At 61.7% G+C, this 25,277-nt stretch carries 24 protein-coding genes and 1 pseudogene; 15 read left to right on the forward strand and 10 right to left on the reverse strand.

Translation table 11 applies throughout. The annotated features are described in order from the left end of the window. Positions 1-5: 5 nt before the first annotated feature. The 3 genes from C100_RS27050 to C100_RS27060 form a co-directional block, all read right to left on the reverse strand. The gene (locus C100_RS27050; protein ID WP_019054794.1) at positions 6-401 is read right to left on the reverse strand and encodes a hypothetical protein; all 396 of its coding nucleotides are present in this window, start codon (positions 399-401) and stop codon (positions 6-8) included. Then, the gene (locus C100_RS27055; RefSeq protein ID WP_019054793.1) at positions 394-1,080 is read right to left on the reverse strand and encodes a ParA family protein; all 687 of its coding nucleotides are present in this window, start codon (positions 1,078-1,080) and stop codon (positions 394-396) included. Before C100_RS27055 ends, C100_RS27050 begins: the two co-directional genes overlap by 8 nt. A gap of 1,247 nt (positions 1,081-2,327) precedes the next feature. Then, positions 2,328-3,539 carry a hypothetical protein gene (locus C100_RS27060; RefSeq protein WP_024018138.1) on the reverse strand — a complete coding sequence of 404 codons (1,212 nt, stop codon included), beginning with the start codon at positions 3,537-3,539 and terminating at the stop codon, positions 2,328-2,330. Positions 3,540-3,694: 155 nt separating this feature from the next. On the opposite strand from C100_RS27060, the gene C100_RS27065 reads away from it, so the two are divergent. Then, a complete protein-coding gene (locus C100_RS27065) occupies positions 3,695-4,933 on the forward strand; it encodes a tyrosine-type recombinase/integrase (protein WP_024018139.1) in 1,239 nt (412 codons plus the stop codon). 81 nt (positions 4,934-5,014) lie between these two features. Then, positions 5,015-6,166 carry a cystathionine gamma-synthase gene (gene metB, locus C100_RS27070; protein WP_024018140.1) on the forward strand — a complete coding sequence of 384 codons (1,152 nt, stop codon included), beginning with the start codon at positions 5,015-5,017 and terminating at the stop codon, positions 6,164-6,166. A gap of 191 nt (positions 6,167-6,357) precedes the next feature. On the opposite strand, the gene C100_RS47680 is transcribed toward metB, so the two are convergent. Beyond that, positions 6,358-7,303, reverse strand: a protein-coding gene (locus C100_RS47680) for an IS630 family transposase (RefSeq protein ID WP_442800297.1) whose coding sequence is annotated in 2 segments (ribosomal slippage) — positions 6,358-6,964 and positions 6,963-7,303 — 948 coding nt in all. Because the reading frame shifts where the segments join, the coding sequence is not laid out codon by codon here. Between the two features lie 118 nt (positions 7,304-7,421). Between C100_RS47680 and C100_RS27075 the strand changes: the two genes are divergently transcribed. Beyond that, positions 7,422-8,444, forward strand: a complete 1,023-nt coding sequence (locus tag C100_RS27075; RefSeq protein ID WP_024018141.1) for an IS110 family transposase — start codon at positions 7,422-7,424, stop codon at positions 8,442-8,444. 457 nt (positions 8,445-8,901) lie between these two features. Here the strand turns inward: C100_RS27075 and C100_RS27080 are convergent, their stop codons facing one another. After that, on the reverse strand, positions 8,902-9,327 hold the full coding sequence (locus C100_RS27080; RefSeq protein ID WP_024018143.1) for an Rrf2 family transcriptional regulator: 426 nt from the start codon (positions 9,325-9,327) through the stop codon (positions 8,902-8,904). A 115-nt stretch (positions 9,328-9,442) separates the two neighbouring features. On the opposite strand from C100_RS27080, the gene C100_RS0123875 reads away from it, so the two are divergent. The 12 genes from C100_RS0123875 to C100_RS27130 all read left to right on the forward strand — a co-directional run bounded on the left by C100_RS0123875 (position 9,443) and on the right by C100_RS27130 (position 19,961). Further along, positions 9,443-9,892 (forward strand): group III truncated hemoglobin, encoded by a 450-nt coding sequence (locus tag C100_RS0123875; RefSeq protein WP_031308568.1) that lies wholly within the window; start codon positions 9,443-9,445, stop codon positions 9,890-9,892. Then, positions 9,885-10,160, forward strand: coding sequence for a DUF1971 domain-containing protein (locus tag C100_RS0123880; RefSeq protein WP_031308569.1), 276 nt, complete (start codon positions 9,885-9,887; stop codon positions 10,158-10,160). Before C100_RS0123875 ends, C100_RS0123880 begins: the two co-directional genes overlap by 8 nt. A gap of 40 nt (positions 10,161-10,200) precedes the next feature. Then, entirely contained in the window at positions 10,201-11,412 is a 1,212-nt protein-coding gene (hmpA, locus tag C100_RS27085) for an NO-inducible flavohemoprotein (protein WP_024018144.1), read from the forward strand. Between the two features lie 11 nt (positions 11,413-11,423). Further along, positions 11,424-11,888 carry a hypothetical protein gene (locus tag C100_RS27090; RefSeq protein WP_024018145.1) on the forward strand — a complete coding sequence of 155 codons (465 nt, stop codon included), beginning with the start codon at positions 11,424-11,426 and terminating at the stop codon, positions 11,886-11,888. Between the two features lie 180 nt (positions 11,889-12,068). Further along, on the forward strand, positions 12,069-13,712 hold the full coding sequence (ccoN, locus tag C100_RS27095; protein ID WP_024018146.1) for a cytochrome-c oxidase, cbb3-type subunit I: 1,644 nt from the start codon (positions 12,069-12,071) through the stop codon (positions 13,710-13,712). Positions 13,713-13,715: 3 nt separating this feature from the next. Further along, positions 13,716-14,468 carry a cytochrome-c oxidase, cbb3-type subunit II gene (ccoO, locus tag C100_RS27100; protein WP_024018147.1) on the forward strand — a complete coding sequence of 251 codons (753 nt, stop codon included), beginning with the start codon at positions 13,716-13,718 and terminating at the stop codon, positions 14,466-14,468. Positions 14,469-14,483: 15 nt separating this feature from the next. Next, positions 14,484-14,654, forward strand: coding sequence for a cbb3-type cytochrome c oxidase subunit 3 (locus C100_RS27105; protein ID WP_024018148.1), 171 nt, complete (start codon positions 14,484-14,486; stop codon positions 14,652-14,654). Further along, on the forward strand, positions 14,645-15,523 hold the full coding sequence (ccoP, locus tag C100_RS27110) for a cytochrome-c oxidase, cbb3-type subunit III (RefSeq protein ID WP_024018149.1): 879 nt from the start codon (positions 14,645-14,647) through the stop codon (positions 15,521-15,523). Before C100_RS27105 ends, ccoP begins: the two co-directional genes overlap by 10 nt. Positions 15,524-15,721: 198 nt before the next feature. Next, positions 15,722-16,540, forward strand: coding sequence for a DUF2189 domain-containing protein (locus tag C100_RS27115; RefSeq protein ID WP_031308570.1), 819 nt, complete (start codon positions 15,722-15,724; stop codon positions 16,538-16,540). 2 nt (positions 16,541-16,542) lie between these two features. After that, positions 16,543-18,798 carry a heavy metal translocating P-type ATPase gene (locus C100_RS27120; protein WP_024018151.1) on the forward strand — a complete coding sequence of 752 codons (2,256 nt, stop codon included), beginning with the start codon at positions 16,543-16,545 and terminating at the stop codon, positions 18,796-18,798. After that, positions 18,795-18,995: a cbb3-type cytochrome oxidase assembly protein CcoS gene (ccoS, locus tag C100_RS27125; RefSeq protein WP_024018152.1), complete on the forward strand. Its 201-nt coding sequence runs from the start codon at positions 18,795-18,797 to the stop codon at positions 18,993-18,995. Before C100_RS27120 ends, ccoS begins: the two co-directional genes overlap by 4 nt. 630 nt (positions 18,996-19,625) lie before the next feature. Further along, entirely contained in the window at positions 19,626-19,961 is a 336-nt protein-coding gene (locus tag C100_RS27130; RefSeq protein WP_024018154.1) for a cupin, read from the forward strand. Here C100_RS27130 and C100_RS27135 read toward each other — a convergent pair whose 3' ends face one another. The 5 genes and pseudogenes from C100_RS27135 to C100_RS27150 form a co-directional block, all read right to left on the reverse strand. Further along, on the reverse strand, positions 19,962-21,161 hold the full coding sequence (locus tag C100_RS27135) for an NnrS family protein (protein WP_024018155.1): 1,200 nt from the start codon (positions 21,159-21,161) through the stop codon (positions 19,962-19,964). Further along, a complete protein-coding gene (locus C100_RS27140) occupies positions 21,158-23,407 on the reverse strand; it encodes a nitric-oxide reductase large subunit (protein WP_031308574.1) in 2,250 nt (749 codons plus the stop codon). Before C100_RS27140 ends, C100_RS27135 begins: the two co-directional genes overlap by 4 nt. 350 nt (positions 23,408-23,757) lie before the next feature. Then, positions 23,758-23,889, reverse strand: a pseudogene (locus C100_RS48110) (IS3 family transposase); the annotation flags it as partial. A 348-nt stretch (positions 23,890-24,237) separates the two neighbouring features. Further along, positions 24,238-24,480 (reverse strand): hypothetical protein, encoded by a 243-nt coding sequence (locus C100_RS27145; protein ID WP_024018157.1) that lies wholly within the window; start codon positions 24,478-24,480, stop codon positions 24,238-24,240. Positions 24,481-24,690: 210 nt separating this feature from the next. Beyond that, positions 24,691-25,014 carry a four-helix bundle copper-binding protein gene (locus C100_RS27150; protein WP_235218991.1) on the reverse strand — a complete coding sequence of 108 codons (324 nt, stop codon included), beginning with the start codon at positions 25,012-25,014 and terminating at the stop codon, positions 24,691-24,693. Positions 25,015-25,277 lie beyond the last annotated feature (263 nt).

A 25,277-nucleotide genomic window follows, 5' to 3' on the forward strand; every position in this document is an offset into this window, starting at 1 on the left:
AGCGCCTATTTGGGCGTGCCGCCCTCCCCTTCTACCAGATCGATCAGCGCCATGATTCCGTCCGGGAGGCTGAGATTGCGATCGTCGCACCAGCGCACGAGGCGGTCGCGCTCCGGGGGCGACAAGCGCATGCTGATATGCAGAGAACGAGCTGGCCCGCGCTGCGGTTTGCGCTTGGGCGTGACGCCTAGTTCTGCAGGAATTTGGTGGAAATAGTTCGCCGGCACAGCCGTGCCAGCGGGTTCACGTTGCACAGGAGGTGCGCCGCCGGGCTTGGGCGCTGCGGTTGCGGCTACGAGGCCCCGAAGGCGGTCGGCTGGCGCTTCGGGCTGTTCCAGTCGCTGGCGTGTAGAGCTGATGATATCGCCCATGCTGCTTGCGGCGGCCTTGTCTTCAGGCATCCACGGCCTCCTTGTTCTGAATTTCGCTGAGAATATCGGCAAGGACGCTTTGGGCGATGCGCCTGGCCTTTTCCGTCTTGGCGAGGTTGGCGGCTTCGACTTCAGCGAGAGTCATCCGGTAATTGGACATGGCGCGGAAGGCATCGAGCGTGAACATCTGGTCTGTGAAAGTTGGCAGGGCCTTCCTGATCTGCCCGTCGATCTCCCATTCGGCCTTCGAGCGGGCCACCTGCCCCGTCTGCGTGATGAGCACGCGGTACGGCACGCCACGGCACATCTTCTCGAGCATGTCGCTGGTTTCGACGGTCCGCTCGAGATCGAGCCGCGAGGAACGCGTGGGGATGACGACGAAATCCGAGTCCATGGCGGCGTAGGCCGTCTTGAAGTTCGAGGTTCCCTCAGAATCGACGACGACGAGCTGGGCCACTTCTCGGGCCCGAGCGATTGCGCCGCCAATATCGGAATCTCGAAGCTGCGAGGCGTCTTCGACGGCGATGCGCGAATCCCCTCCCCTGCCCGCTGCGATCCGATCCCGGTGCCAGTTGAGCAAGCTGTTCTGGCGGTCTGCGTCGAGCATGAAGACTGAACCGCCAAGCGCTTCGAATTCTGATGCCAGGGCGAGTGCGAGTGTCGTCTTGCCCGCCCCTCCCTTGCTCTGCGCGATAGTGATGACTGGCACGAAGGAACTCCCTGTGGGTCGAAGGCGCGGCACCCATGTAGCGTAAGATGGGCAGCGCGACACAATTGATATGCGCGGTGCATAGCGCCTGTGGATGCGCGGTGCAAGGCGTGGGCGCGGCTATAGTCGCAGGCGTAGGGCAAAGCGCGTATGCGAGCACATTGGCCAGCGCGTGCGCCATCGACAGCGCACGCGCTGGGAAAAGCGAGGTAGAAGGTGACAGCGCTGGGTACAGCGTCGCAGCATTACACGGCGTGAGCGCGTCACCTAGCGCGATGGCGTTACAACCCGCCAGCGCGACACCCAGCGCACGACAAAGCGCGGCACACAATGCGGCACATGCCAAAAGCCCGCAGAAATCAAGGAATCCGACGATGCCGACGCTGTGAGCTAAGGGACCCGGAGCGTTGCCATAGCGGAGTCAATGGCGCGCAAGCAGGCGATCGATCTCGGCCATTTCTTCGTCAAAGGTGTCGAAGATTGCCGACAAGCTCGGATCCGCGGGTAGGGGAGGGGGGCCAACCTTGGTCGGCCGCGCTTCGGGGATGCGTATCCGAACGTAACCGCAAGATTGGCCGCCAGGAATCTCCCCAAGGTGCGCGGTCGGGTAACCTCGACCACCAGACTCGCGGCAACACCACGGACCAGAAGCTTGCTGACTCCGGCCACGCTCAACTTCAACGCCTCCGGGACGAACTGCGGCGAAAGAATTGGACGATGAATAGAGAGAGGCAGGGGAGGGAAGGGTCCCTGCGCGAGAGAGGATAGCGTGCTGGGCGTCGCGATAGAGACGCTTGAGCTCATCGAGCCGTTCGGACCCTGAGACAGCCGCACCATGAAGCGATCGTACGCCCGCCAACCAGTCCGCGTCGGAAGGACGTGGCTTCAACCGCAACGTCTTCGCACCCCCGCACAGGCAGGGGAGGGGGCCTGCTCCACGCGATAACGGAGAACATCGGTTTCCCGCCGATCTGATATGTCCATTACCCAGCGCGCGGAAGCGCGGGGCGAACCGATCGGTCGCCCCCCGGGGCCTGAAGCCAATTATGGCTTCTATCGCTCGACGAACCGCGCATTGGTGCAAAACTGGGCAAATGAACGTGGGTGGACGGGCTCGGCTGGCAAAATCGTCCTCAGAAGCCCGCACAGCGCGATTAGGGGGTGCTCCCGTAGTCGGGGCTGCTTCACGCTCGTGTTGGCGCTGTAAGGGGCGTTTGCAGGGACAAACTTTTTGCCGGTTTTCAGGCCTAGTCGTCCGATCGATCGTCATAGCGCGCCAGCAGAGCATCAATCCGGGCGAGGGCGGCATCATAGTCCTCAATCGCCTCGCTGGAAAACCGGACCGGGTCATCGGCCAGCGGTGTAGGCGCAACGGCTGGTCTGCCGCGCATGACCGAATAGAGCTTGACCCCCGACAGGGTTTCAACGGCCAGATCGCCTCCGTCTGCCAGCGCGGCCAGCATGGTCCGGACCCCGAGCCGGGTCGCGCCGAGCACGGCCTCGATCTGGGACGAGCGCAGCGGGCCAAAGCCGGAGAGGAGGCCATAGAGCTGCTGCGCGCGCGAGTTCGTCCGTTTCGCGCGGTAGCGCTCGGCGAGGTGTTGGCGCGTGTCGCGGGCCTCAGCAACCAGGCGGTTGAGATGATTCAGGACATCGCGCAGCGCTTCGGCGTGAACGATGGCGGCGTGCGCCGGGTTGTCGTCAACTTCGGCCGCGCGCACCGTATCGAGCCGGATCAGGCCGTTGAGCGGCAGCGCCGCGCTATGGGCGCCGGTGGCTTGCAGATACGCGCCAAAGGCGCATTCGATCGCCCAGCGCGGGGAGGGCGGGCGAGGGCGCTCGATCACGACTTGCCGCGTGGCGAGCGTGATCGTCTCGGTCGCGCGTTCGGCCGGGGCGAAGCGCGGGCTTTGGCCGATGGCCCGGTGGAGGGCGGCCAGGGCGGAGAAGGGGAGGGGGGCCGGCTCGAGCGCCGTGATCAGCGCTGCGGCCTCGTCGATCGCGGCCCGTGCGGTTTCGACGGCGGCAGCGCTGTCAGGGTCGCGCAGCGCCAGGCAGGCTTTTTCCAGCCCCAGTGCCGCGTCGATGAGCGGCACCCAGCGGCTGCGGGTCATCTCGGCGAGCAGGGTGGTCGCGAGCGCGCGGGGGGCGAGTGCGAACTGGAGTGGTTCGTCGGAAAGGGGTATAAGGCCGGCGTACCAGGCATGGAAGCGCGCGTCGGTGAAGAGATGCCCTTCCTGCCGGAGCGCCGAGATCAGCGTCTCGCGGATCAGGCGCGCAGCGAGGATGGGGTGGATGTCGGACGGGCACCAGGTGAGGGCGGCATCGAGCCCACCGAGCGCGAAGGCCGCTTGCGCCTGGGCTGTCCCCAGCGCCTCGAGATCCGCCATCGAGGGCGGTTCGGTGGTCTCGAAGCCAGGAAACCCATGCGACACGGCCAGAAAATCCAGTAAAAACAATCGTATATAATCTATGTATAGCAAAGGAAAGATTGCTATACAACCGCTCTGATGGTTTTTAGCATCAACATGCGATAATTGCAGTTATCATATAAGCGGAATTGACGCCTCTTTATAAGATAAGCTACAAGCGACGTTGAGGAGCGTGGCGCATCATGGGCACCGAAACTGCCCGGGAAGGGCCGAAAACCGCTGTAGCGCCGTCGGAGGCGGACCTGCCGGCTGTCAGGGCCCCGGTCGACCTTGCCTGGACGATCGTGCAGATGCGCGCCGGCGAGCGTATCACCGTCAACGAGGCGCTGATCGCAGCGTACCAAGCCGCCTCGTCGCCGCACAGCATCCGCGCTCTAAAATCCGATGTCGAAGCATTCGATGCCTGGTGCCGGCGCTCCAACCGGATTGCGCTGCCGGCAACGGCCGAGACCGTGGCCGATTATCTCGATGCCCGGGCGGGGAAGGGGAGCCGGCCAGCGTCGCTCTCCCGCTACAAGGCGTCGATCGCCAAGATCCACCAGCTGCTCGATCTGAAGGATCCGACGCCCGCCCCATTGGTCAAGCTGCGGCTGCAGGCGGTCCGCCGCGAGAAGGGGGCGGCACAAAAGCAGGCGCGGCCCTTACGGTTCAAAGGTCCGGTACGCGACGTCGAGCGCGACAAGGCGCGCGGGCTCAACATCCGCGCCTTGCTCGAGAGTTGCGGAGACGATCTGCCGGGCCTGCGTGATCGGGCGCTGCTGTCGACGGCTTACGACACCGGGCTGCGGGCCTCCGAGCTGGTGGCGGTCGCGGTCGAACATATCGAGGAGGCGATCGACCCCGAGGCGCGTCTGCTGCAGATCTTGCGCAGCAAAGGCGATCAGGACGGGGAGGGGGCAACCGCGTTTCTGAGCCCGCGCACCGTCGCGGCGATCGCGGCCTGGACCGAGGCGGCCGGGATCACCGCAGGGCCGCTGTTCCGGCGGGTGCAGGTGCGGCGCTACAAGGCCCGCGCTGCCGTGCGGGGTCGGCCGATCGACAGCATCTCAGGGCGAGAGACGTGGGATCTGCGCAAGACCCTGTCGAAGCCGGCGCTACCGGCACGGGTCGAGTATGACCTCGGCACCGTGGCGCTTCATCCCGCGTCCATCGGCCCAATCTATCGATCGATGATCCAGCGGGCGTTCGATCGTGGCGCTCTGCCCGATCTGACCGCGGATGATCTGGCGCGGCTGCTCAAGGGGATCAGCGCGCATTCGACGCGGATCGGGCTCAACCAGGATCTGTTCGCGAGCGGCGAGGATCTGGCCGGGATCATGGACGCGCTGCGCTGGAAAAGCCCGCGCATGCCGCTCGCGTACAATCGCAATCTTACAGCTGAAGCCGGCGCAGTTGGACGGCTGATGGCCAAATTCCGGTAGCGGGCCCATCGGTGGCGCAAGCCCACAGCCTGGATCGTTGATTGGCTTTATCGTGCGATCCGCGGCGTATAAGAGGCCCTGATGACGAAAGAACAAGCACCCGAGACGATTGCCGCAACGTACGGCGTGGCAACCGATGCGGCATTTGGGGCGGTGGCTCCGCCGATCTATCTGACAAGCACCTTCACTTTCGAGGGCTTTGAGCAGCCGCGCGAATTTGATTATGGTCGCGCGGGAAACCCGACGCGGGCGATGCTCGCCGAAGCGCTTGCTCGCCTCGAACATGGCGCGGGTGCGGTCATTACGGCAAGCGGCATGGCCGCTGTCGATCTGCTTCTGGCGCAGATTGATTCCGACGATCTCGTGTTGGCACCTCACGACTGCTACGGCGGAACCCGCCGCCTCCTGCTGGCGCGAGCCGCAAAACGGCAATTCCGGGTAACATTTATCGATCAATCGGATGGGGATGCGCTCGCCGTTGCCTTCTCCGACAAGCCGGCGCTAGTCTTGGTGGAGACCCCGAGCAATCCGCTGATGCGCGTTGTCGATATTCGCGGGATCTGCGCGCTCGCCAAGGCCGCCGGCGCGCGAGTTGCAGTCGATAACACCTTCCTCTCGCCAGCGCTGCAACGGCCGCTCACACTCGGGGCGGATTATGTAATCCACTCCACCACCAAGTATCTCAACGGCCATTCGGACGTGATCGGCGGCGCTGTCATCACGGCCGATGCCGACGAATACCTGAAGCTCGCTGTCTGGGCGAACGTCGTAGGGGTGACGGGCGCCCCCTTTGATGCGTGGCTGACGTTACGAGGATTGAGGACGCTGTTCCCACGTATTGAGCGGCAGCAGCGGACCGCAGGCATGATTGCCAAATATCTGGAGCAGCACGCCCGAGTGTGCGCTGTGCACTATCCCGGCCTCGCCTCCCACCCAGGCCATGTCATTGCCACATCTCAACAGCACGGTTTCGGCGCCATGTTGAGCTTTGAGCTCGAAGGCGGGGTCGAGGCGGTGGGCCGCTTTATCACCGCGATCGGCACCTTTACGCTCGCAGAATCGCTGGGAGGCGTCGAAAGCCTCATCTCTCATCCGGCGACGATGACGCATGCCGACATGGGCGTTGAGGCGCGACAAATGGCCGGCATCAACGATGGCCTGCTACGGCTTTCAATTGGGCTTGAGCATTTAGACGATCTGATTGCTGGTCTGGAGAAGGGGTTCGGCGCATGAGCGAGGCCTCGGATTCGGTCCCGCTCTGTCGCTATGAAGAGTTGGTTCGCCGAGAAAACCGGCAAAGGGCGGCGCGCAGCTCAGCTGCGGTCGCAGCGCTTGAGCAACTCGCCGGTGCCGATAACCTCAAAAGTGGCGGGGTCGATATACCGGACAGGCTGTCCGGTGGAGAGAGCTAGAGTCTGTCCTGCTCATATTGAAGCATATCCGGAGTTTCGCAGGTAGCTTGCGCATTCGGCTGGAGGGAATGCGTCGAGGAGGGATCCGATCCGACGCCATGTGGCTTCGACCGATCGCTCAGCGGCCTTGCGGAGCAGGAGCTTGAGCTTCGCGAAGACCTGCTCGATCGGGTTCAGGTCCGGGCTGTAGGCTGGCAGGAAGAACAGCTTGGCCCCAGCGGAGCGGAGCGCCTTGCGGACTGCAGCGCCTTTGTGGCTGCCCAGATTGTCCATGATGACGATGTCGCCAGGCTTAAGTGTCGGCACCAGGAACTGCTCGACCCAAGCGGTAAAGATCTCCCCGTTTATCGGCCCATCGAGAACGCAGGGTGCATCGATCCGGTCATGCCGAAGCGCCGCGATGAAGGTGAGGGTGCGCCATTTGCCGAAGGGCGCCCGCGCCACCAGCTTCTGGCCGCGCCGGCACCAGCCCCGGATCGGCGTCATGTTCGTCTTGGCCCAAGTCTCGTCGATGAAAACGAGTCGTTTGGCTTCAAGCAGGTGCTGATACTTCTTCCACTGCTCGCGCCGTCGGGCGATCGACGGCCTCAACTGCTCGTCGGCGAATAGCGTTTTTTTTTAAGCTGAAACCGGCCGAGTGCAGCAGCGCCCAAACCGTGTTGTGACTGATCGTGCGGTATCCCCGCTCGCGCAGCTCGATCGCCAATGCCCGTACCGTCAGGTCCGGCTGCTCGGCCAGTCGGCCCAAAAGCCATGACTGCTCGGATGCTAGCAGCCGACCTGGTCGGCCAATCCTCGGCCGCGATGCCGCGGTGCCCGTCCCGCGCCAACGCTGAGACCATCTCACCGCGCTCGACACGCTTACCCGAAAGACACCAGCCGCCTCACGAACCGTTCGGCCTGACGCGACGAACTTCGCCACACGCTCCCGCAAGTCGTTTGAATAAGGTCTGGCCATTCCTGCTAGCCTCCACTCCAGCAGGAAGCTTGATGAGGTGGACGGCCCCTGACCCAGCGGCATCGATTCGTGCCAGGATGATGCTGTCAGCGACCATCAACGGGAAGGAGCCGTCCGGATGCAGATTACCACGATTGGCCTCGACATCGCCAAGAACGTTTTTCAGCTTCATGGCGTCGATGATGCAGGGCAGCCGGTGTTGCGTCGGAAAGTTCGACGGGATCAGTTGCTGGCGGTTCTCGGCGGCTTTGAGCCGTGCCTGATCGGCATCGAAGCCTGCGCGACAGCGCATTACTGGGCGCGGCAGCTCCAATGCCTGGGCCATGAGGTGAAGCTGATGCCGCCTGCCTACGTGAAGGCTTATGTGAAGCGGAACAAAAATGATGCAGCCGATGCCGAAGCGATCTGCGAGGCGGTGAGGCGACCGACGATGCGCTTTGTGGCGATCAAGTCGGCCGACGCGCAGAGCGTGCTGATGTTGCATCGCGCCCGTCACCTGCTGGTCCGGCAGCGGACCGCGCAGGTTAGTGCGCTGCGCGCGCATCTGGCCGAATATGGGATTGTGGCACCCAGAGGCCGCGCCCATGTCCGCGAGCTCGTCGGCGTTCTCAACGCGGGCGAAGCAGCGATCCCGGAACTGGCGCGGCAGACATTGCTGCTGATCGCCGGCATGATTGATGGCTTGAGCCAACAGATCCGTCAGATCGAGATCGAGTTGATGGCTTGGCATCGCGCCAATGCCGCGTGCAAGCGTTTGGAGACGATCCCCGGCATCGGGTTTATCACCGCCACCGCGCTCGTTGCGACCGTCGGCGACGCCGCTATCTTCCGTTCCGGTCGCCAGTTTGCCGCCTGGCTGGGGTTGGTACCCAAGCAACATTCCTCCGGCGGGAAGGAGCGAATGGGCGCGATATCGAAGATGGGGGATCGCTATCTGCGCCATTTGCTAGTCGTCGGCGCAACCGCCGTTGTCCGCTACACCCGGCGCAAGCAGACGACCGTCAGCATCTGGGCGAACCAGCTGCTCGAGCGCAAGCCCGCAAGGCTGGTGACCGTCGCGGTCGCCAACAAGATGGCCCGGATCGCCTGGGCCGTGATGGCGCGCGATGAAAATTACCGCGCCGGTCCGGTAACCGCCTGACCTGGCGCCAACCACTTTGGGCAGGAGAGAACGACACGCGTGATGCCGATCCGGGGCTTGCCGGGGATGGAAACAACCTGAGTGATTCAACGCGCATCACAGCGCGCCAGCTTGATGAGGATCCCATCCACCGACACCATCATGGCCAGCGGCCTTTCACGCCGCGCAAACAGGCCGGACACATGAATGAACCTGACCCGGCTCAGATCAACGCGTCAATTTCCCCCTTGCCCAACAGGGGCCGTCCACACATGAATCACATCTTACCCCGCTTGGGAATCCCGCAACCGATTCAAATCAGCCAGGACAGACTCTAGGCGCTGCGCACCTGGGTAACGGCGTCGGCCGGGTTTCGTTTCAGCTTGACCGAAGTATTGAAACTCCAAAACGGTGATCGGCGAGCCATCTTCTCCCTCACAACGATAGCGCGCGCATTCCTCCTCCATCGGCAGAGCCTCTATGCCGCTTCGGGTGCAAAGAGACTGAGCATATCGACCCGCCTCGCCAACAGGTCGTCGAGCGTGTAGCTGTCGAGCACGGCCATGAATGCGGCAAGCGCCTCGCGAAGAACGCCCGTCGCTCCGCACGCCGGCGCGATGATGCAGCTTCCGCAATCGACCAGATCGAACCCATCCTCCGTGTGCCGCACGACCGATCCGATGATAATCTCACCCGGCGGTCGCGCGAGGCGAATTCCGCCAAGACGCCCCCGAGCGCTCGCCACAAAGCCCGCTTTTCCGAGGTCGTGAACCACCTTCATCAAATGGTTTTGCGAGATCGCATAGGCACCCGCCATCTCGGAAATCGAGCATAGCCGATCAGGCCGCGCTCCAAGGTAAAGCAGCACCCTAAGGGCATAGTCGGTGTAGCGCGTCAGCTTCATGTCGCTTCCCGGTCACAGCGCCCAATCGACGCTGCACTAATATATATGCATTCTTGTTGCATGTTTCCAACCCGGTGATACATGTAGCGTAGATACATGATTTCGGAGTCGGTCAATGGATGACGATACGCAGGTTGACGAGGAAGGGCTAAGCCGTCTCGTGACGCTGTTCTATGCGCGGGTCCGCGAGGATGCCGAGCTGGGGCCGATCTTCAACGACGCGATCGCCGATTGGCCGGAACATCTCGAAAAGCTGGCGGCATTCTGGTCATCGGTGATGCTCACCAGTGGTCGATACAAGGGTCAACCGGTGCCGGCTCATTTGAAGCACAAATCACGAATTACGCCGGCGCTATTCGACCGATGGCTAACGCTTTGGGCTGAGGCGACCAACGAAATGATGTCGCCCGAAGCCGCCGCCGCTTTGCAAGCGAAAGCGAAGCGGATCGCCGAAAGCCTGCAGCTCGCCGTGTTTTTTCGGCTCGATCGGCAACGCGCGGAAGGCTCGGCAATCAATTCCGATACGCTGGATTGCCCAAGGCGGAGAGTGCAAAGCCATGCCTGACATCCTTCCCTATCGTTCCACACCGGTGTTTGATCAGGATACACTACCGGCTGCCTTGCGGGCGCGACACGATACCAAGGCCGGTGTCTGGGGCCTGATCCGCGTTTTGGAAGGCGAGCTTAAGCTCACCTATCTCGATCCGCCTTCGGAGATCGTGCTGACACCGAACCAGCCAGGATTGGTTCTGCCGCAGCAGCCGCATTTCGTGACGCCGATGGGGTCAATGAAGATGCAGGTCGATTTCTACGATCAGCCGCCCGCGCGCTGACATTGCCGGAAATTTCAACGCATTTCAGAAGGAGAAGTTCATGTCGCAACCTCTTAGCGATCAGACGATCGCGCTCGTCAAGGCGACCGTTCCCGCGCTGGAAGCGCATGGTCTGGACATCGTACACGAAATGTATTCCCGGATGTTCCAGAACCCGGAAATCCGCGACCTTTTCAATCAGTCGCATCATGGCGACTCCGGATCGCAGCCGCGTGCGCTCACGGGCGCCATTCTCGCCTATGCCAGCAATATTGAAAATCTCGGTGCGCTTGCGCCTGCTGTTGAGCGGATCGCGCAAAAGCATGTGGGCCTTCAGATTTTGCCCGAGCACTATCCGCACGTTGCCGAGGCGCTCCTTGGCGCGATCAAGGCGGTGCTGGGAGATGCAGCAACGGAGGAAATCCTTGCGGCATGGGGCGAGGCCTACTGGTTCCTCGCCAATATCCTGATCGCACGCGAGCAGCGGGTCTACACAGAGCAGAAGGACGCGGCGGGCGGATGGAATGGCTGGCGTGACTTCCGCGTCGAAGACGTCTTGCGCGAGAGCAGCGTCATCAATTCCTACATTCTCCGCCCGGTCGATGGCGGACCCGTCATGCAGCACAAGCCGGGGCAGTATCTGACTTTCTGGCTGGAGATTCCCGGTCATCCGCCGGTCAAGCGCAACTACTCGATTTCGGCGGCTGCCAATGGCGAAACCTATCGCATTTCGGTGAAACGCGAATCGCAGGGCCTGGCTTCGGGATGGCTTCATGACGAGGTGAAGCCCGGAACCGTGTTGAAGGTCGCCGCGCCGGCGGGCGAGTTCTTCCTTTCCGAGCACGTCGAACGTCCCGTGGTCCTCCTCTCCGGCGGTGTGGGCCTGACGCCAATGGTGGCGATGCTCGAGGCGCTTGCGCAGAGCGGCGCCGATGTGCCCGTTCACTATATTCACGGAACCCATGATCGCGACACGCATGCGATGCGCGATCATGTCCGCACCGTAGCTGGGCAGGGCAGCGCGGTGTCGGTTACCGATTTCCATCAAACTCCGCTGGAAGGCGAAGCGCAGGGCCAGGACTATGATGTCTCCGGCATCATCACCGATGAGTGGCTCGTCGCCAACACGCCGGTCGGTGAGGCCGACTACTATATTTGCGGACCGCGCCCGTTCCTGCGTCACGCGGTTTCGACCTTGTCGCTCGCCGGTGTGCCGTCCGACCGAATTCACTACGAGTTCTTCGGCCCGGCGGACGAACTTCTGGCAGCCTGACGGGAGACGTTATGGACGACATCACCATAGCTCGGGCGATCCATGTTCTCGCGGTTCTGCTCTGGATCGGCGGCGTGGCGTTTGTGACACTCGTGGTGATGCCGTCCATTCGCGCCGCGCATCCGCCAGCTGACAGGCTCGCGGCTTTCCACAAGCTCGAAGGCCGTTTCGCGGCGCAAGCGCGCATCTGGGTGCTGCTTGCCGGCGTCAGCGGCTTTTGGATGGTTGAGCGCGGGCAGATGTGGGATCGGTTCGCCGACCTGCGTTTCTGGTGGATGCATGCGATGGTTGGCCTCTGGGCGATTTTCGCTGCCATGCTGTTCGTGATTGAGCCGTTATTTCTTCATCGACGCATGGAGGATTCATCGCAGCCCGCCGCCGACTTCGATCGCATGGAGGTCGTTCATCGCGGGCTTCTGGGGTTTGCGGTGATCACGCTTCTCGGCGCCGTGGCAGGCAGTCACGGATTGTTGTGAGGGCATTGATTGGTGACCCCAATTGTGCCGTATGACTTGTCGGAAAGCGGGCGTGGCGGGAACCCGGAGCGGACTAAGGTGTTGCAGCTTATGCGCAAGTTCCGTGGCCCGCTCCCCGGAGTCAGTGCTGCGCTGAAAAAAAGCCGCGTGGCAGCGACCAAAGGGGGATATTGATCGGGCATGGTTAAAAGTTTGACCGAGGCCGAGCGGCAGATCGCGCTCGCAATTTCTGTTGCTGTCGCCTTTTGCGGTTTGGTCCTCGCCGCCGCAGGCACCCAGGACACGATAGAAGTTCACGGATGGCTGATCCTGATCTTCGGCGCCATTTGCGCAGTTGTTGTAATCCGAGACTTATGGGAGCCGGAGCCGCCAAAATCCCGCCTCGAAAGCTATTATGACGACCCGATCAAGGCCGGCATTATCGCGAGCATGGCCTGGGCAGTGGTCGCCATGTTCGTGGGAGTATGGGTGGCAGCCCTGCTCGCGTTTCCCGATCTGACATTCGATAGCGCCTGGGCGAGCTTCGGCCGCCTGCGACCGGTTCACACGAGCGGTGTGATCTTTGGATTTGGCGGCAACGCGCTCATCGCCACCTCGTTTCATGTCGTGCAGCGGACCTCGCGTGCCCGGCTCCCCGATCAGCTTTCCCCCTGGTTTGTCCTTGTCGGCTACAATCTGTTCTGCATCCTGGCCGCCAGCGGATATCTGCTTGGTGTCACCCAATCGAAGGAATATGCCGAAGCCGAATGGTATGCGGACATCTGGCTGGTGATCGTCTGGGTGACCTATTTCGTCCTCTACATCAGGACGCTGGCGCGCCGCAAAGAACCCCACATCTATGTGGCCAACTGGTATTTCATGGCCTTCATCCTCGTCGTCGCAATTCTGCATATCATCAATAATCTCGCTGTCCCCGTCTCGCTGGGGCACGCCAAAAGCTATACGATCTGGTCGGGCGTGCAGGACGCGATGGTGCAGTGGTGGTATGGCCACAATGCCGTCGCCTTCTTCCTCACGGCCGGCTTCCTGGGGATGCTCTATTATTATCTGCCGATACGGGCGCAGCGGCCGATCTTCTCGTATCGGCTGTCGATCCTGAGCTTCTGGGGCATCACATTTTTCTACATGTGGGCCGGCTCGCATCATCTTCACTATACGGCGCTGCCGCATTGGGTCCAGACGCTGGGGATGACCTTCTCGGTCATGCTTCTCGTTCCGTCCTGGGCCTCGGCCGGGAATGCCTTGCTGACGTTGAACGGCGCATGGCACTGCGTGCGTGACGATGCCACGCTGCGCTTCATGATGGTCGCAGCCGTGTTCTACGGCATTTCTACCTTCGAAGGATCCTTCCTGGCGATCCGCCCGGTCAATTCTCTCTCGCATTATACCGATTGGACCGTGGGCCACGTTCATGCAGGCGCACTCGGATGGGTCGCGCTCATTACCTTCGGCTCATTCTATACGCTGGTGCCGTCACTCTGGAAGCGCGAGAAGATGTATTCGTCGGCGCTGGTCGAGTGGCATTTCTGGCTCGCTCTGGCCGGGACACTTGTCTACATTTTCGCAATGTGGAATTCCGGCATTATCCAGGGCCTTATGTGGCGGACCTATACGGAGGAAGGCACGCTCGCCTATTCGTTCCTCGACTCGCTGCGCGCGATGTATCCCTATTACATCGCGCGTACCTTCGGCGGCCTGTTGTTCCTGATCGGAGCAGTGATCGGCTCTTACAATATGTGGAGGACCATTCGCGCATCGCCATCCAGCGCGGCGATAGAAGGCGACGTTCCTTTGAACGTCACCACCGCGGTGGTGAGGGGCTGAGCAATGGCGGAACTCTTTCATCGCAAGCTTGAGCGGAGCACCATCGGCTTCGTGCTCGCAATTGTCGCGGCTGCCAGTGTCGGCGGCCTTGTCGAAATAGCCCCACTCTTCACGATCGATGAGACAGTGGAGAAGGCGCCTGACATGCGGCTCTACACACCACTCGAACTGGCAGGTCGGAATATCTACGTTCGCGAGGGCTGCTATGCCTGCCACAGCCAGATGATCCGCACCTTGCAGGATGAGGTCGAGCGCTACGGGCCTTATTCTCTGGCGGTCGAGTCCAAGTATGACCATCCGATGCTCTGGGGCTCGAAGCGAACCGGCCCGGATCTTGCCCGCATCGGCGGCAAATATTCGGATTTCTGGCACGTCGCCCATCTGACCAATCCGCGCGAGGTCGTGCCCGATTCAAACATGCCCGCCTATTCCTGGCTGGCGCGCACCGCACTGCGGGTCGATGATCTGCCTTTGCATCTGAAAGCCCTGCGCGCTGCCGGCGTTCCCTACACCGACGCGATGATCGAAAACGCCAGCATCGATGCTTACGACCAAGCGACGCCGGAAAGCTCGACGTCGTCCGGTGTTGCGGATCGCTACGGCAAAGAAACGCAAGTGCGCGTGTTCGACGACGTGGCGACCGAAGTCACCGAAATGGACGCTTTGGTGGCTTATCTCCAGGTTTTGGGACGGCTGACCGATGCGCCGTATAAGAATACGGCAGCGCCGCAAAAGCCACCTGGGCCGGTGAAATGAGATGAGGAGAGACCCATGGATTTAAGCCACGACGCTCTCGTCGCATTCTCGAAAAGCTGGGGGCTGTTCTACCTCATCGGGCTGATGATCGGCGTGCTCATCTACACGTTTCGTCCTTCCAACCGAAAGAAGTTCGACAAAGCCAAGCAAAGCGTTCTCGATCAGGATGACAAGCCGTGGACGTAGAACGCGATCCCGTCAGCGGCCGCGAGACGACCGGCCATGTTTGGAACGGCATCAAGGAGCTTGATACGCCAGTCCCCAAAGGCGTGTTGATCTTTCTGATTGTCACCCATCTTTTCGCCTTTGCCTGGTGGATCCTCATGCCGACCTGGCCGGTGGGCCATACTTACACCAAGGGCATTCTCAACACGGACCAACGCACTTCGGTCGAGAAGCATTTGGTCGATGCGCAGGCGGGACGCGCGGCCTGGATGAAGCGGATCGAAAGCGAGAATCTCGAACAGATCGCGGCCGACCCGCAGCTCATGTCGATCGTGCGCAGCACCGGTCACCGGCTTTTCGGTGATAATTGTGCCGCCTGCCACGGCATCAATGCCAAGGGCGGTTATGGCTATCCCGATCTGACTGATGATGACTGGATCTGGGGCGGTGATCTTGAAACAATCGCGCAGACTATGCGCGTCGGGGTCAATGAACAGCATCCGCAGGGTCGGAACTCGCAGATGCCTTCTTTTGGTCGGGATGGCATTCTCGACGCCGATCAGGTCAGTCTGGCGGCCAATTACATCTATTCCTTGTCGCATCCCAAATTCGTGACGGCGGCCAACCGTGCCTCGGTTTTGTCGGGGCGCGAGGTGTTCATGTCGAATTGCGCGATTTGCCATGGCGAAGATGCGCGCGGCAAACGCGATGTCGGCGCGCCCAATCTATCGGACACGCGCTGGATCTATGGGGGCGACCTTGATCAGATTGTCGAGACTGTGCATGGCGGTCGCCAAGGCCATATGCCGACCTGGGATGAACGACTGAGCGCCGCCGATATCAAGATTTTGGCGCTCTATGTTCACTCACTGAGCTCGCCCGCGCCATGAATGTGACGCGAAGCAGATCGCGATGGATTGTTTGGAGCTTCGTAGCGGCCGGGCTGCTCCTGTTCGTTCTCGCCAATGCGCATTTGATTTACGTCGCGTTCCAATCGCAGCCCAATTGCGTTGGGCATTTGAAGGAGCGAGCGAGCGAGAGCGGCCAGTATCGCGCGGCGAAATCGGCATGCTGAAAGGTTGCTGGACATGACTGAGGAGAGCGCCTCTTACGGATTGCTGACCGAAACGTCGGGAATCGATGAAACCAGGAACGCCCGGCTTCAGCGCCACCTCCCGCCGCTCGTTGGCTTGCGCTGGCTTGGAGCGGGTTGGCGCGACCTAATGGATCGACCGGTGCCGAGCCTTCTTTACGGTCTGGGCACCTTTGTCCTGTCGGTCGCCGCGGTCGCGATCCTCGCCCTGTACGGGCGAGACTATATTCTTTTTCCCGCGCTCGCCGGCTTCATGATCGTCGCCCCGCTGCTCGCCGTAGGACTCTATGAAAAGAGCCGGGCTCGTGAGCAGGGCGAGACAATCGGCCTGCGCGGCATGCTTTTCGTGAAACCCGCAGCGGGCCCACAGGTCTATTTCACCGGGTTGCTGCTCAGTCTTCTCATGCTTTTATGGATTCGCTCGGCAGTCCTCATCTATGCCCTATTCTTCGGCGTCCGCCCGTTCCCCGGCATTTCGCATATTACGGCTTTCCTCCTGGCCGATCCCGTGGGCTGGATCATCCTTGGTGTCGGTACGGCAGTCGGTGGATTGTTCGCTTCCTTCGCCTTCGCGATCAGTGTTTTCGCGATTCCGATGTTGCTGGACCGAAAGGTCGATGCGCTCACGGCGATGGGGACCAGCATGGCGCTCGTATGGAACAACCTTGCGCCGATGATCGTGTGGGGAGGAATCGTTCTGGCGCTTTTCATTCTTTGCGCGGCAACAGGACTTCTCGGGCTCATCCTTATTTTCCCATGGCTGGGTCATGCCACCTGGCATGCCTATCGTGGGGTCGCCGAAGCGGACGCCTAGGAATGGCATCGCGTGCCGCTTTGAACGATATCGCGTTGCGACGAACACCGGCCCGCCAGTCGGTCGATGAACTCATCCTCGCCAGCAGAGTGCTGGATGATGGCCTCCTTCAGACCCAATTGTCGGTACCTACCGCGCACTGCGGCGGGTGCATGGCGAAGATCGAGCGGACCTTGGCTCAGCTCGATGGGGTGGTGTCGGCACGCGTCAACCTTTCGACGCGGCGGGCTACGGTTACGTGGAAAAGGACGGGGACTGCCCCCCCGCTGCTCGAAAGCTTGTCCAAAGCCGGCTTCGAAGCGAATCTGCTGAACAATCTCGAGGGCCAGCCGGATCGCGAAAGACGCAGGTTGATCGTTGCCATGGCGGTCTCGGGATTTGCGGCGATGAACATCATGCTGCTCTCGGTGTCGGTATGGTCAGGCGCTGACGCAAGTACGCGCCATCTCTTCCATGCGATATCGGCGCTGCTGGCGATTCCGACGGTAGCCTATTCGGGGCGCATCTTCTTTCAATCGGCATGGTCCGCCTTGCGTGCAGGTCGCACCAACATGGACGTGCCCATCTCGATCGGCATTCTCCTCGCGCTTGGCTTGAGTATCTTCGACACATTGCATTCCGGCCCGCATGCCTATTTCGACGCTGTCGTCACGCTGATCTTCTTTTTGCTGATCGGACGAACGCTTGATTATCTGATGCGCGACAAGGCGCGTTCCGCAGTGCTCGGCCTCGCGAAAATGATGCCTGCGGGCGCGAAGGTCATCGCCGAGGATGGTGCACGCACATTCGTGGCGCTCGACAGCATCGCGGTGGGCGATGCCATCGTCGTCGCGCCGGGAGAACGCGTGCCGCTCGACGGAGTCGTCATTGCCGGAGAGGGCGATGTCGACACTGCCGCTGTAACGGGCGAGGCGATGCCGACGCCCGTAATGGCTGGCAGCAAGCTTCTGTCCGGCATGCTCAATCTCAATGGCTCGTTGGAAGTCCGCGTCACCAGCACGAGCGCGCAGTCCTTTCTCGCGGAAATGGTCCTGATGATGGAGGCCGCCGAGCAGGGCCGCGCACGCTACCGGCGCTTGGCGGATCGCGTGGCGACCTATTATTCACCGATCATCCATTCGCTGGCCGTCGCCACCTTTGTCGGGTGGTTTCTGTCGACCGGCGATTGGCATCGGTCACTCACGATCGCGATTTCTGTGCTCATCATCACCTGCCCGTGCGCATTAGGCTTGGCCATTCCCATGGTGCAACTCGTTGCGGCGAAGCGCTTGTTCGAGCGCGGTATCGCCCTGAAGGACGGAAGCGCGCTCGAACGCTTGGCTGAGGTCGATATTGTCGTTTTTGATAAGACGGGCACGCTGACCATCGGCGATCTGCGCGTAACCGAAGCCGATATCGACAAGCGCTACCGCGAGGTCGCCTTGGCCATGGCGTCGCGATCCGACCACCCTGTGGCGCGCGCCATCGCAGCAAGTGGCGAGGGCCGTTCAGGCGTCAACCTGGAAAGCTTTTCCGAGCTTCCGGGAAAGGGGTTAGAAGCGCGCCGTGCCGGCCATGTATTCAGAATAGGCCGATCCGATTGGGCGCTGAGCACCAATGGCGATATCGACAGCCTCCACACGGTCTTTTCAGTTGATGGCGAACTGGCAGGCCATTTTCGCTTTTCCGACCGCGAGAAGGCCAGCGCGCGAGATGCGGTGCGTCAGGTGAGGGAACTTGGTCTGGAAGTGGAGTTGCTTTCGGGTGATGACCCGGGAGCGGTATCGGCGGTGGCGGGCTCGATCGGTATCGCGGAATTTCGCGCCGGCCTCCTGCCTCAGCAGAAAGTGCAGCGTCTCGAAGCGCTCGCCGATAAGCAGTGCAAGACCTTGATGGTGGGCGATGGATTGAACGACGGACCAGCTCTCTCCGCCGCGCATGTTTCCATGGCACCGTCCAATGCCGCCGATATCGGCCGCGCTGCCGCCGATATCGTGTTTTTCGGACAGGATCTCACAGCTATTCCGCAAGCCCTCCGGGTTTCCCGCGCTGCCCGTAGGCTTGTCCGGCAGAACCTCGTTTTTTCAGTCGGATACAACTTAGTGGTGTTGCCGATGGCCGTCACGGGTCATGTCAGTCCTTTGCTCGCGGCAATCGCAATGTCGCTATCCTCCATTTCAGTAGTGGCAAATGCTCTGCGCGTCCCTTCTCAGAGTGAACCCAGCCCAAATACGGCTCGTCGAGAGCGCGTGCTGGTTCCTACAGGGGGCGCGGCATGACGGCTCTCGCTTGGTTAGTGCCGATTGCGCTGGTAATGGGTTTGGTAGGCTTGGGCGCCTTCCTGTGGTCTATGAGCAGCGGGCAGTATGACGATCTTGATGGCGCGGCAGAACGCATCTTCATAGATGCCGATGCCGACATGCCCATGGTGAATACCCAGGAACAGGCGACCGAGCCGAAACCGTCCAGATCGTAGCGAGTTAATGAATGGGGATGATATTTGGCAAAAATGCGATCGAGGAAAATCTGATGACGCGCACACATGGTGGGAATTGGGTCGGCATCCTAGCCTTCGTCTGCGGTGCGGCGGTCATATTACCCAGCTTGGTCGCATTGGCGCTGAGTCTGCTTGCGGTTGTCCGAATTATATTTTGAAGCCCACTGAGGCCTCCAAATGACCCGTATTTCGTATTTATTCCGCCGTCAGAGCTTTTGGCACAATTCGAGGTTAAGTTAGTGGACTGCGGACGAGTTTGTCCCCCTAATCAGCGTCAGGTTTGTGGAGCCGTCGCCGAGCCGTTCCTGCATCACTGCGACGCTCAGGAAGCGCCGCTTCGGCAGGCGTTCTTTTCGGCGGCTGCTAGCGCGCGGTCCATCTCTTCAATTATGTCTTTCCGAGCCGGTTGAAATTTCAGATCACATGGCCGCCTTTCGAATATTTCGCCATAGCCTCCTCGTTAGCAAGTGTAACGAGCGTTTGGGCCTATCTCTTCCAGGTTCCCGCGTGTTTGGATGTTTGCTGGCGTATTCAGTGGCGCCGGTGACTTCCACGCCGTTCGCGTGTTGTCGGATATGATCGTAAAAAACTGTTAAAGAGGATCTGAGAATGGCGCTCCAGCATGCAAAGCCCGGCGAAGTGGTCCATCTTCCAACGCTGGCTCCTGAGCGCGGGACCACCGGGACGACCGCGCTGGTCAAATCCGACCGGTTCGAGGCCATTCACCTCGTCGTTCCCGCGGGATCGACCATACCGCCACATCATGTTGCCGGTTATCTGACGCTGCATTGCCTGGAAGGTCGGGTCACGTTGGGACCAACGAATATTGCGCTCGGCGCTGGCGATTGGGTCTATCTGGAGCGCGGCGATCAGCACTCCGTCCAAGGCATCGAAGATGCGCGGCTGCTGCTCACGATCTTGTTCGATACGCCGCCAACGCCGTGATCAGGCTTGATCTCTGGCAGGCCGTTGCAACGCCATGCGGCCGTAGACGAAGATGAACAGCAGGAAGGCGCCGCCCCACAAGCCGCCGGCCAGACGAATGCTCAGCATATAGTCGAGCGGCAGCAGCGGCGCGGCGACCCGCAGCAGCGCGCCGAGATTGACCAGCACATAGATGGCGACCGTGCCGCCATCCGCTTCCAACGGGCGGCCGGTATGACCGCGTGTCGCCCGCGTCATCACCGCCAGTGTCATTCCCGCCATCGCGCCGGCGCCCAGCGCATGCATTGCGCTCGATACGGGCACGACCGGCCACAGGATAGCAGCCCCGAGCAGCAGCAGGCCCGCCGGCAACCATGCGTAGGCGAGGTGCAGGACGAAGACCAATGGATCGCCGATCGCACTCAGCCCGGCCCAGCGGGTCTGCCGCACGGCATGCGATGCGCCGGCGACGAGCAGCAGCCAGGGCACCGGATGCGCCGCCGGTGCGAACACCCAGCCTGCCAGGGCAATCGCCGTGACCGCGAGCACGGCATGGTCGAACCGGTTGGCCATGATCGGCAACCCGTCCGTGCCGCCATGCTTGTTCAGCCAGTTGCGGGTAAAGGCCGGGATGATCCGTCCGCCGATGATCGCGATCAGCATGAGGACAAGCGCGAAGCCGGCCCGCATCCCGATCGCCGGATCGGTGGTTAGCCCCATCGCTGCGGCATGATCCAGCTCACAAGCGGCGGCGAACAGGAGGAGGACGATCAGGATCGGCTTGTTGCGGTTGCGCGCCGCGAAAATCTGCCGCGCCGCATAGCCGAATAGTGCGAGCAGGAAGCCGACATCGAGCACCGAGCCGACGAGCGGCGGCACATAAGCGGAGAACAGCACCGCGAGTCGGGCGGCCGCCCACAAGCCGACGAACGCCGCCACCGGCCAGCCCGTCATCACCGGCCGCCCGGTCCAGTTGGGGATCGCCGCGCTCAGGAAGCCGGCGATGACCGCGCCGAGATAGCCGAACAGCATCTCATGCTGATGCCAGACAAGCGGCTCCATTGCCGTCGGCACGGACCACGCTCCACCCAGCGCGCCGACCCAGAACGCGACGACGACAAGCGCCCAGAGCGCGCCGCCGGTGAACAGCAGCCGGAAACTGCCCTGAAGCCAGATCGGCGCTTCGGCAATGCGGTCCCGTTTGGCGGCGGCCTTAGTCATACGCGAGCACCCTTCCTCCACAGACCCAGGATCACCACCTGCCATGCGATAGCGATGGCGCCCACCATGAACACGACATCCCCGAAGGTACGGACCCAGCGCAGGGTTTCAAGGAAGCCTTGCTGCAGGAAGAAGTCGCTGCGCGCGTACCACATGCCGGTGGTGACGCTGGCCTGGAACTGGAACAGCCCGACCGGGAGCAGGCTGGTGAAGATCATCAGCACCAGCCCGGCGTTGAGCCCCCAGAAGCCGGTGGCCAACAACCGGTCGTTGAACCGAATGTCGGGCCGGATATAGCGCAGCACCAGCAGGGTGAAGCCGAGCGCCAGGAAGCCATACACCCCGAACAGCGCGGCGTGGGCGTGGACCGCCGTGGTGTTCAGCCCTTGGAGATAGAACAGCGCGACCGGTGTGTTGATCATGAACCCGAAGACACCGGCGCCCAGCATGTTCCAGAACGCCACGGCGATGAAGCACATCAACGGCCACTTGACCGCGCGCATCCAGGGCGTGCGCTCGCGCAGACTCCAATGTTCGAATGCCTCATAGCCGAGCACGATCAGCGGCACGACTTCCAGGGCGCTGAACGCGGCACCGACCGCCATGATCGGCGTGGTGGTGCCGGAAAAATACATGTGGTGGAAAGTGCCCGGCACACCGCCGACCATGAACAGCGAGGCCGAGGCCAGGCTGGCCGCCGTTGCAATCCGTCGCGAGACCAGGCCCATGGTTGCGAAGATAAAGGCGATGGCCGAGGTCGCAAAGACCTCGAATATGCCTTCCACCCACAGATGGACGACCCACCAGCGCCAATATTCCATGATCGTGATGTTGGTGCGTTCGCCGTAGAACAGCCCCGTGCCGTAAAACAGGCCGATCGCGATGGTGGCGATGGTGAGCAGCGCCAGCAGGCTCTTGTCGTCGCCCTTGGTGCGCAATGCCGGCACCATTCCCCGCAGCATCAGCACCAACCAGAGGAGCAACCCGACGAATAGCCCGATTTGCCACACCCGGCCGAGGTCCAGATACTCGTAACCCTGATGGCCCAGCCAGAAGCTGAGTTTCGCCGGTAGCGCATGGGAGAGCGCCAGATAATTGCCGATGAACGATCCGGCGACAACGACGATCAGCGCCCAGAACAGGATGTTGACGCCCAGCTTCTGGTATTTGGGATCGCTGCCGTGGATGACCGGGGCCAGGAACAGGCCGGCCGCGAGGAACGCCGTCGCGATCCACAGCACCGCACTCTGCACATGCCAGGTGCGGGTCAGCGCGTAAGGGAAATATTGCGAGACATCCAAGCCGTAAAAGCTCTGGCCCTCGATCGTATAATGGGCTGTGAAGGCGCCGATGAAGACCTGGAATATGAACAGCGCCAGCACCACGAACAGATATTTGCCGAGCGCCTTTTGCGATGGCGTCAGACCGGCGACTTGCAACGGGTCGTTCGCCGCCGCGACCAAGGGGGTATCATCGTGGCGGCGCAGGAACGCCCAACCCCAGATCAGCGCGCCCACTCCCGCGATCAGGATGACGACGCAGGCGAGCGACCACAGGATATTTTCCGGCGTCGGATAATTGCCGATCAGCGGCTCGGGCGGCCAGTTGTTGGTATAGGTCGCGACCGTGCCCGGCCGCTCGGTCGATGCGGCCCAGGCCGTCCAGAAGAAGAAATTGGTCAGCTTCGCCCGCTGCGCCGGATCGGGCAGCGTGCCTTCCTTCATCGCATAATTATCGCGGGTGGGCCGCAGCGTGGGATCGGAGCCGTAGAGCCGCTCATAATAGCTGGCGGTCTGGGCGAACGCTTGGGCGCGGCGGTTCGACACCGTCACCACGCCGCTCGCCCTATCATAGCTGTTGTGGCGATATTCCTGCTTGAGGCGATAGGTCAGCGCCGCCTTCTGTTCGCCGTCGAGCGCCTCGAAGGACTTCCCTTCGGTCTCCCGTGCCGCAAGATCGAGCCAGGCGACAAGTTCGCGGTGCAGCCAATCGGCGGACCAGTCCGGCGCCTGATAGGCGCCGTGCCCCCAGATCGAGCCAAGCTGCATGCCGCCGGTGCTCTGCCAGGCACTCTGGCCGTCGAGGATGTCCTCGCGCGTCATCAGCACTTGGCCCGTTGCGGTGACGATCTGTTCTGGGATGGGCGGAGCCTTCCGATAGATCTCCACCCCGGACACGCTCAATATGCCGAAAGTCACCGTCAGCACGGCGATCAGCGCCAACCACAGAACCTTATAGTTTCCCACGGCGCGATCTTTCTTTTCGATGGTCAAAGCCTGTTCGCCAATATGCCCAGAGCCCAAACTTGGCCTTCGCCGATGATGGGGCTCCAGTCGTTCGTCAGTACGGCTGGCAACCCTGGACAGATGGGGCGCGAAGATCGCGCGCCACGTCCGGCAGCGATGCTGGCTCGCGCCCGAGGCTTGCCCGGTAGCAGGGCGCCGCCGCCGTGTGCTGCGCTTCGAAAAGGAGCGTGGTCCAGAATCCGCCTCCGCCGACAGGCGCGAGCGCGATTGTCCCCCGTCACGAGATGCCTGCAGAGAAGGCCCAAATGATGACAAGTACGTAGCACAGTTCGTCCACTAAACCCATCCAGCGAGCAGCCGATCTTCGCCGCGATCGACTTCATCACTTCCCATTCCGAGCCGTACTCAGCCCGCTGCTCCGCGACCATAAGGACCGCGCGTTCCCGTACTTCGGGTGAAAATTTGTTCGTCGTCTTGCTCATAACGGCTCCTTGTCACAAGTGGGAGCCTCCTGAAAACCCGGGGCGCTTCGGGGACCGACTTGGTTTGGTCGATATCGGTCATCGCCAGCGCCGACATAGCCTGGTCCCCCTGTGGGAAGACTGAACACCGCGACCGCCGCCGAGGCCCGAGAGTGTCATCTCTTCTGTGGATGGCTCCCCTTTGCGAGTGCTCAACGAACTTATGGCAACGGTCAGTTGCAGTCTTCTGTTCGGCCTTTTGTGCAGCCTAGAATTCGACTGCTGGCCCTGATGAGGTCCGCGGACAAGATCCCAAACTAACTATCAGGCAGCGCTGTGCCAGTCCTCGCGTCTACCAGGCGAGTGCCGTCAGCCGTCACGACTTCGGCGACAGCTCGGCCAAGCCACATGCGATAGGTGACGGTCGACGGGCGCGGCAGTGGCGGCGGTGATCGCCGATGGCGATGCGAGCGCGAGGTGGCTGGGCAGGGCCGTGGTGGCGTTGCGCTCCACCAAGTGATCGCCATGCACGCGGTCGATGGGCAAGAAGCTCATCAACGCGCCGCTCGTGAACCAGAGGAGGAGCTGCGCACCGATGATAAGTGCAACCATTTGTGGGTGCGGCTCGCGAGGAGGTGCAGCCTTAGTTTCGCGCTTTTCAGAACCGCCCCTCCATAGTCGCTGCTGGCATCACTTCATGCCGGCATGTCTTTCATCATCTCGTCGTGATCGGCCGGCACACTCGCCACAAGCCCTTGTACTGCTCGCGCATCGTTCCCTGGAGCCTGGGCACGAACGCGAGCATACCCCGCGCGAAGAAGTTTAGGCGGCCATCTTTTCGCAGGCGTCGGCGCACTTGCGGCACGCGGCCACGCAATCCTCCATGCCGTCCAGGGATTCGCAGCTCGCGGCGCACGCTCGGCAGACCTCGGCGCACTCGCGACAGATATGCTGATGGTGCGACGACTTGCGCGCCATGAAGTCGATTGCGACTTCGCAAATCCTCGCACAGTCGAGCATGATCTTGATATGCTCAGGTGCGGCATGCTGGCCGCCCATTTCAAGGCAATGGTTCATTGCCATGTGCAGGCAGGTCACATGACACTCGTGGCAGGCGTCCATGCAGGCCTGCATGTCGGGGTTCATCTGATGCATCGATCCATCTCCGTCTGAGTCCCCCCACTAGAAGATACGCGCTTTGCGCGATAACCCCTTGCATAAAAATTCCAGCGGCGCTTGCCGGTTCCAGACCAAGCGATGTCGCCACCATAATTCCGCCGGCGAGCGCAAGCGGCGTCAACCGTCATCGTCGAGATCTGGCCCGCGCCCGCGCCCGCGCCCGGCTCTGCTGCCATGTCGGCCATCGGACCCGGAACCTGCTGAGCATGGGAGCGGCCATCTTTTCGGGC

Origin of the sequence: Sphingobium sp. C100 (assembly GCF_000508185.1) — a bacterium.
Lineage (GTDB): Bacteria > Pseudomonadota > Alphaproteobacteria > Sphingomonadales > Sphingomonadaceae > Sphingobium.

What these genes read in the sequence shown, in the direction of transcription:
- C100_RS27135 (WP_024018155.1), bottom strand. Translation starts at nt 21,161, where the DNA reads ATGACTAAGGCCGCCGCCAAACGGGACCGCATTGCCGAAGCGCCGATC.
- C100_RS27090 (WP_024018145.1), top strand. Translation starts at nt 11,424, where the DNA reads ATGGACGACATCACCATAGCTCGGGCGATCCATGTTCTCGCGGTTCTG.
- C100_RS27105 (WP_024018148.1), top strand. Translation starts at nt 14,484, where the DNA reads ATGGATTTAAGCCACGACGCTCTCGTCGCATTCTCGAAAAGCTGGGGG.
- C100_RS27080 (WP_024018143.1), bottom strand. Translation starts at nt 9,327, where the DNA reads ATGAAGCTGACGCGCTACACCGACTATGCCCTTAGGGTGCTGCTTTAC.
- ccoN (WP_024018146.1), top strand. Translation starts at nt 12,069, where the DNA reads ATGGTTAAAAGTTTGACCGAGGCCGAGCGGCAGATCGCGCTCGCAATT.
- C100_RS0123875 (WP_031308568.1), top strand. Translation starts at nt 9,443, where the DNA reads ATGGATGACGATACGCAGGTTGACGAGGAAGGGCTAAGCCGTCTCGTG.
- metB (WP_024018140.1), top strand. Translation starts at nt 5,015, where the DNA reads ATGACGAAAGAACAAGCACCCGAGACGATTGCCGCAACGTACGGCGTG.
- C100_RS27145 (WP_024018157.1), bottom strand. Translation starts at nt 24,480, where the DNA reads ATGGTTGCACTTATCATCGGTGCGCAGCTCCTCCTCTGGTTCACGAGC.
- C100_RS27075 (WP_024018141.1), top strand. Translation starts at nt 7,422, where the DNA reads ATGCAGATTACCACGATTGGCCTCGACATCGCCAAGAACGTTTTTCAG.
- C100_RS27130 (WP_024018154.1), top strand. Translation starts at nt 19,626, where the DNA reads ATGGCGCTCCAGCATGCAAAGCCCGGCGAAGTGGTCCATCTTCCAACG.
- C100_RS0123880 (WP_031308569.1), top strand. Translation starts at nt 9,885, where the DNA reads ATGCCTGACATCCTTCCCTATCGTTCCACACCGGTGTTTGATCAGGAT.
- ccoS (WP_024018152.1), top strand. Translation starts at nt 18,795, where the DNA reads ATGACGGCTCTCGCTTGGTTAGTGCCGATTGCGCTGGTAATGGGTTTG.
- C100_RS27065 (WP_024018139.1), top strand. Translation starts at nt 3,695, where the DNA reads ATGGGCACCGAAACTGCCCGGGAAGGGCCGAAAACCGCTGTAGCGCCG.
- C100_RS27120 (WP_024018151.1), top strand. Translation starts at nt 16,543, where the DNA reads ATGGCATCGCGTGCCGCTTTGAACGATATCGCGTTGCGACGAACACCG.
- C100_RS27115 (WP_031308570.1), top strand. Translation starts at nt 15,722, where the DNA reads ATGACTGAGGAGAGCGCCTCTTACGGATTGCTGACCGAAACGTCGGGA.
- hmpA (WP_024018144.1), top strand. Translation starts at nt 10,201, where the DNA reads ATGTCGCAACCTCTTAGCGATCAGACGATCGCGCTCGTCAAGGCGACC.
- C100_RS27150 (WP_235218991.1), bottom strand. Translation starts at nt 25,014, where the DNA reads ATGAACCCCGACATGCAGGCCTGCATGGACGCCTGCCACGAGTGTCAT.
- C100_RS27050 (WP_019054794.1), bottom strand. Translation starts at nt 401, where the DNA reads ATGCCTGAAGACAAGGCCGCCGCAAGCAGCATGGGCGATATCATCAGC.
- ccoO (WP_024018147.1), top strand. Translation starts at nt 13,716, where the DNA reads ATGGCGGAACTCTTTCATCGCAAGCTTGAGCGGAGCACCATCGGCTTC.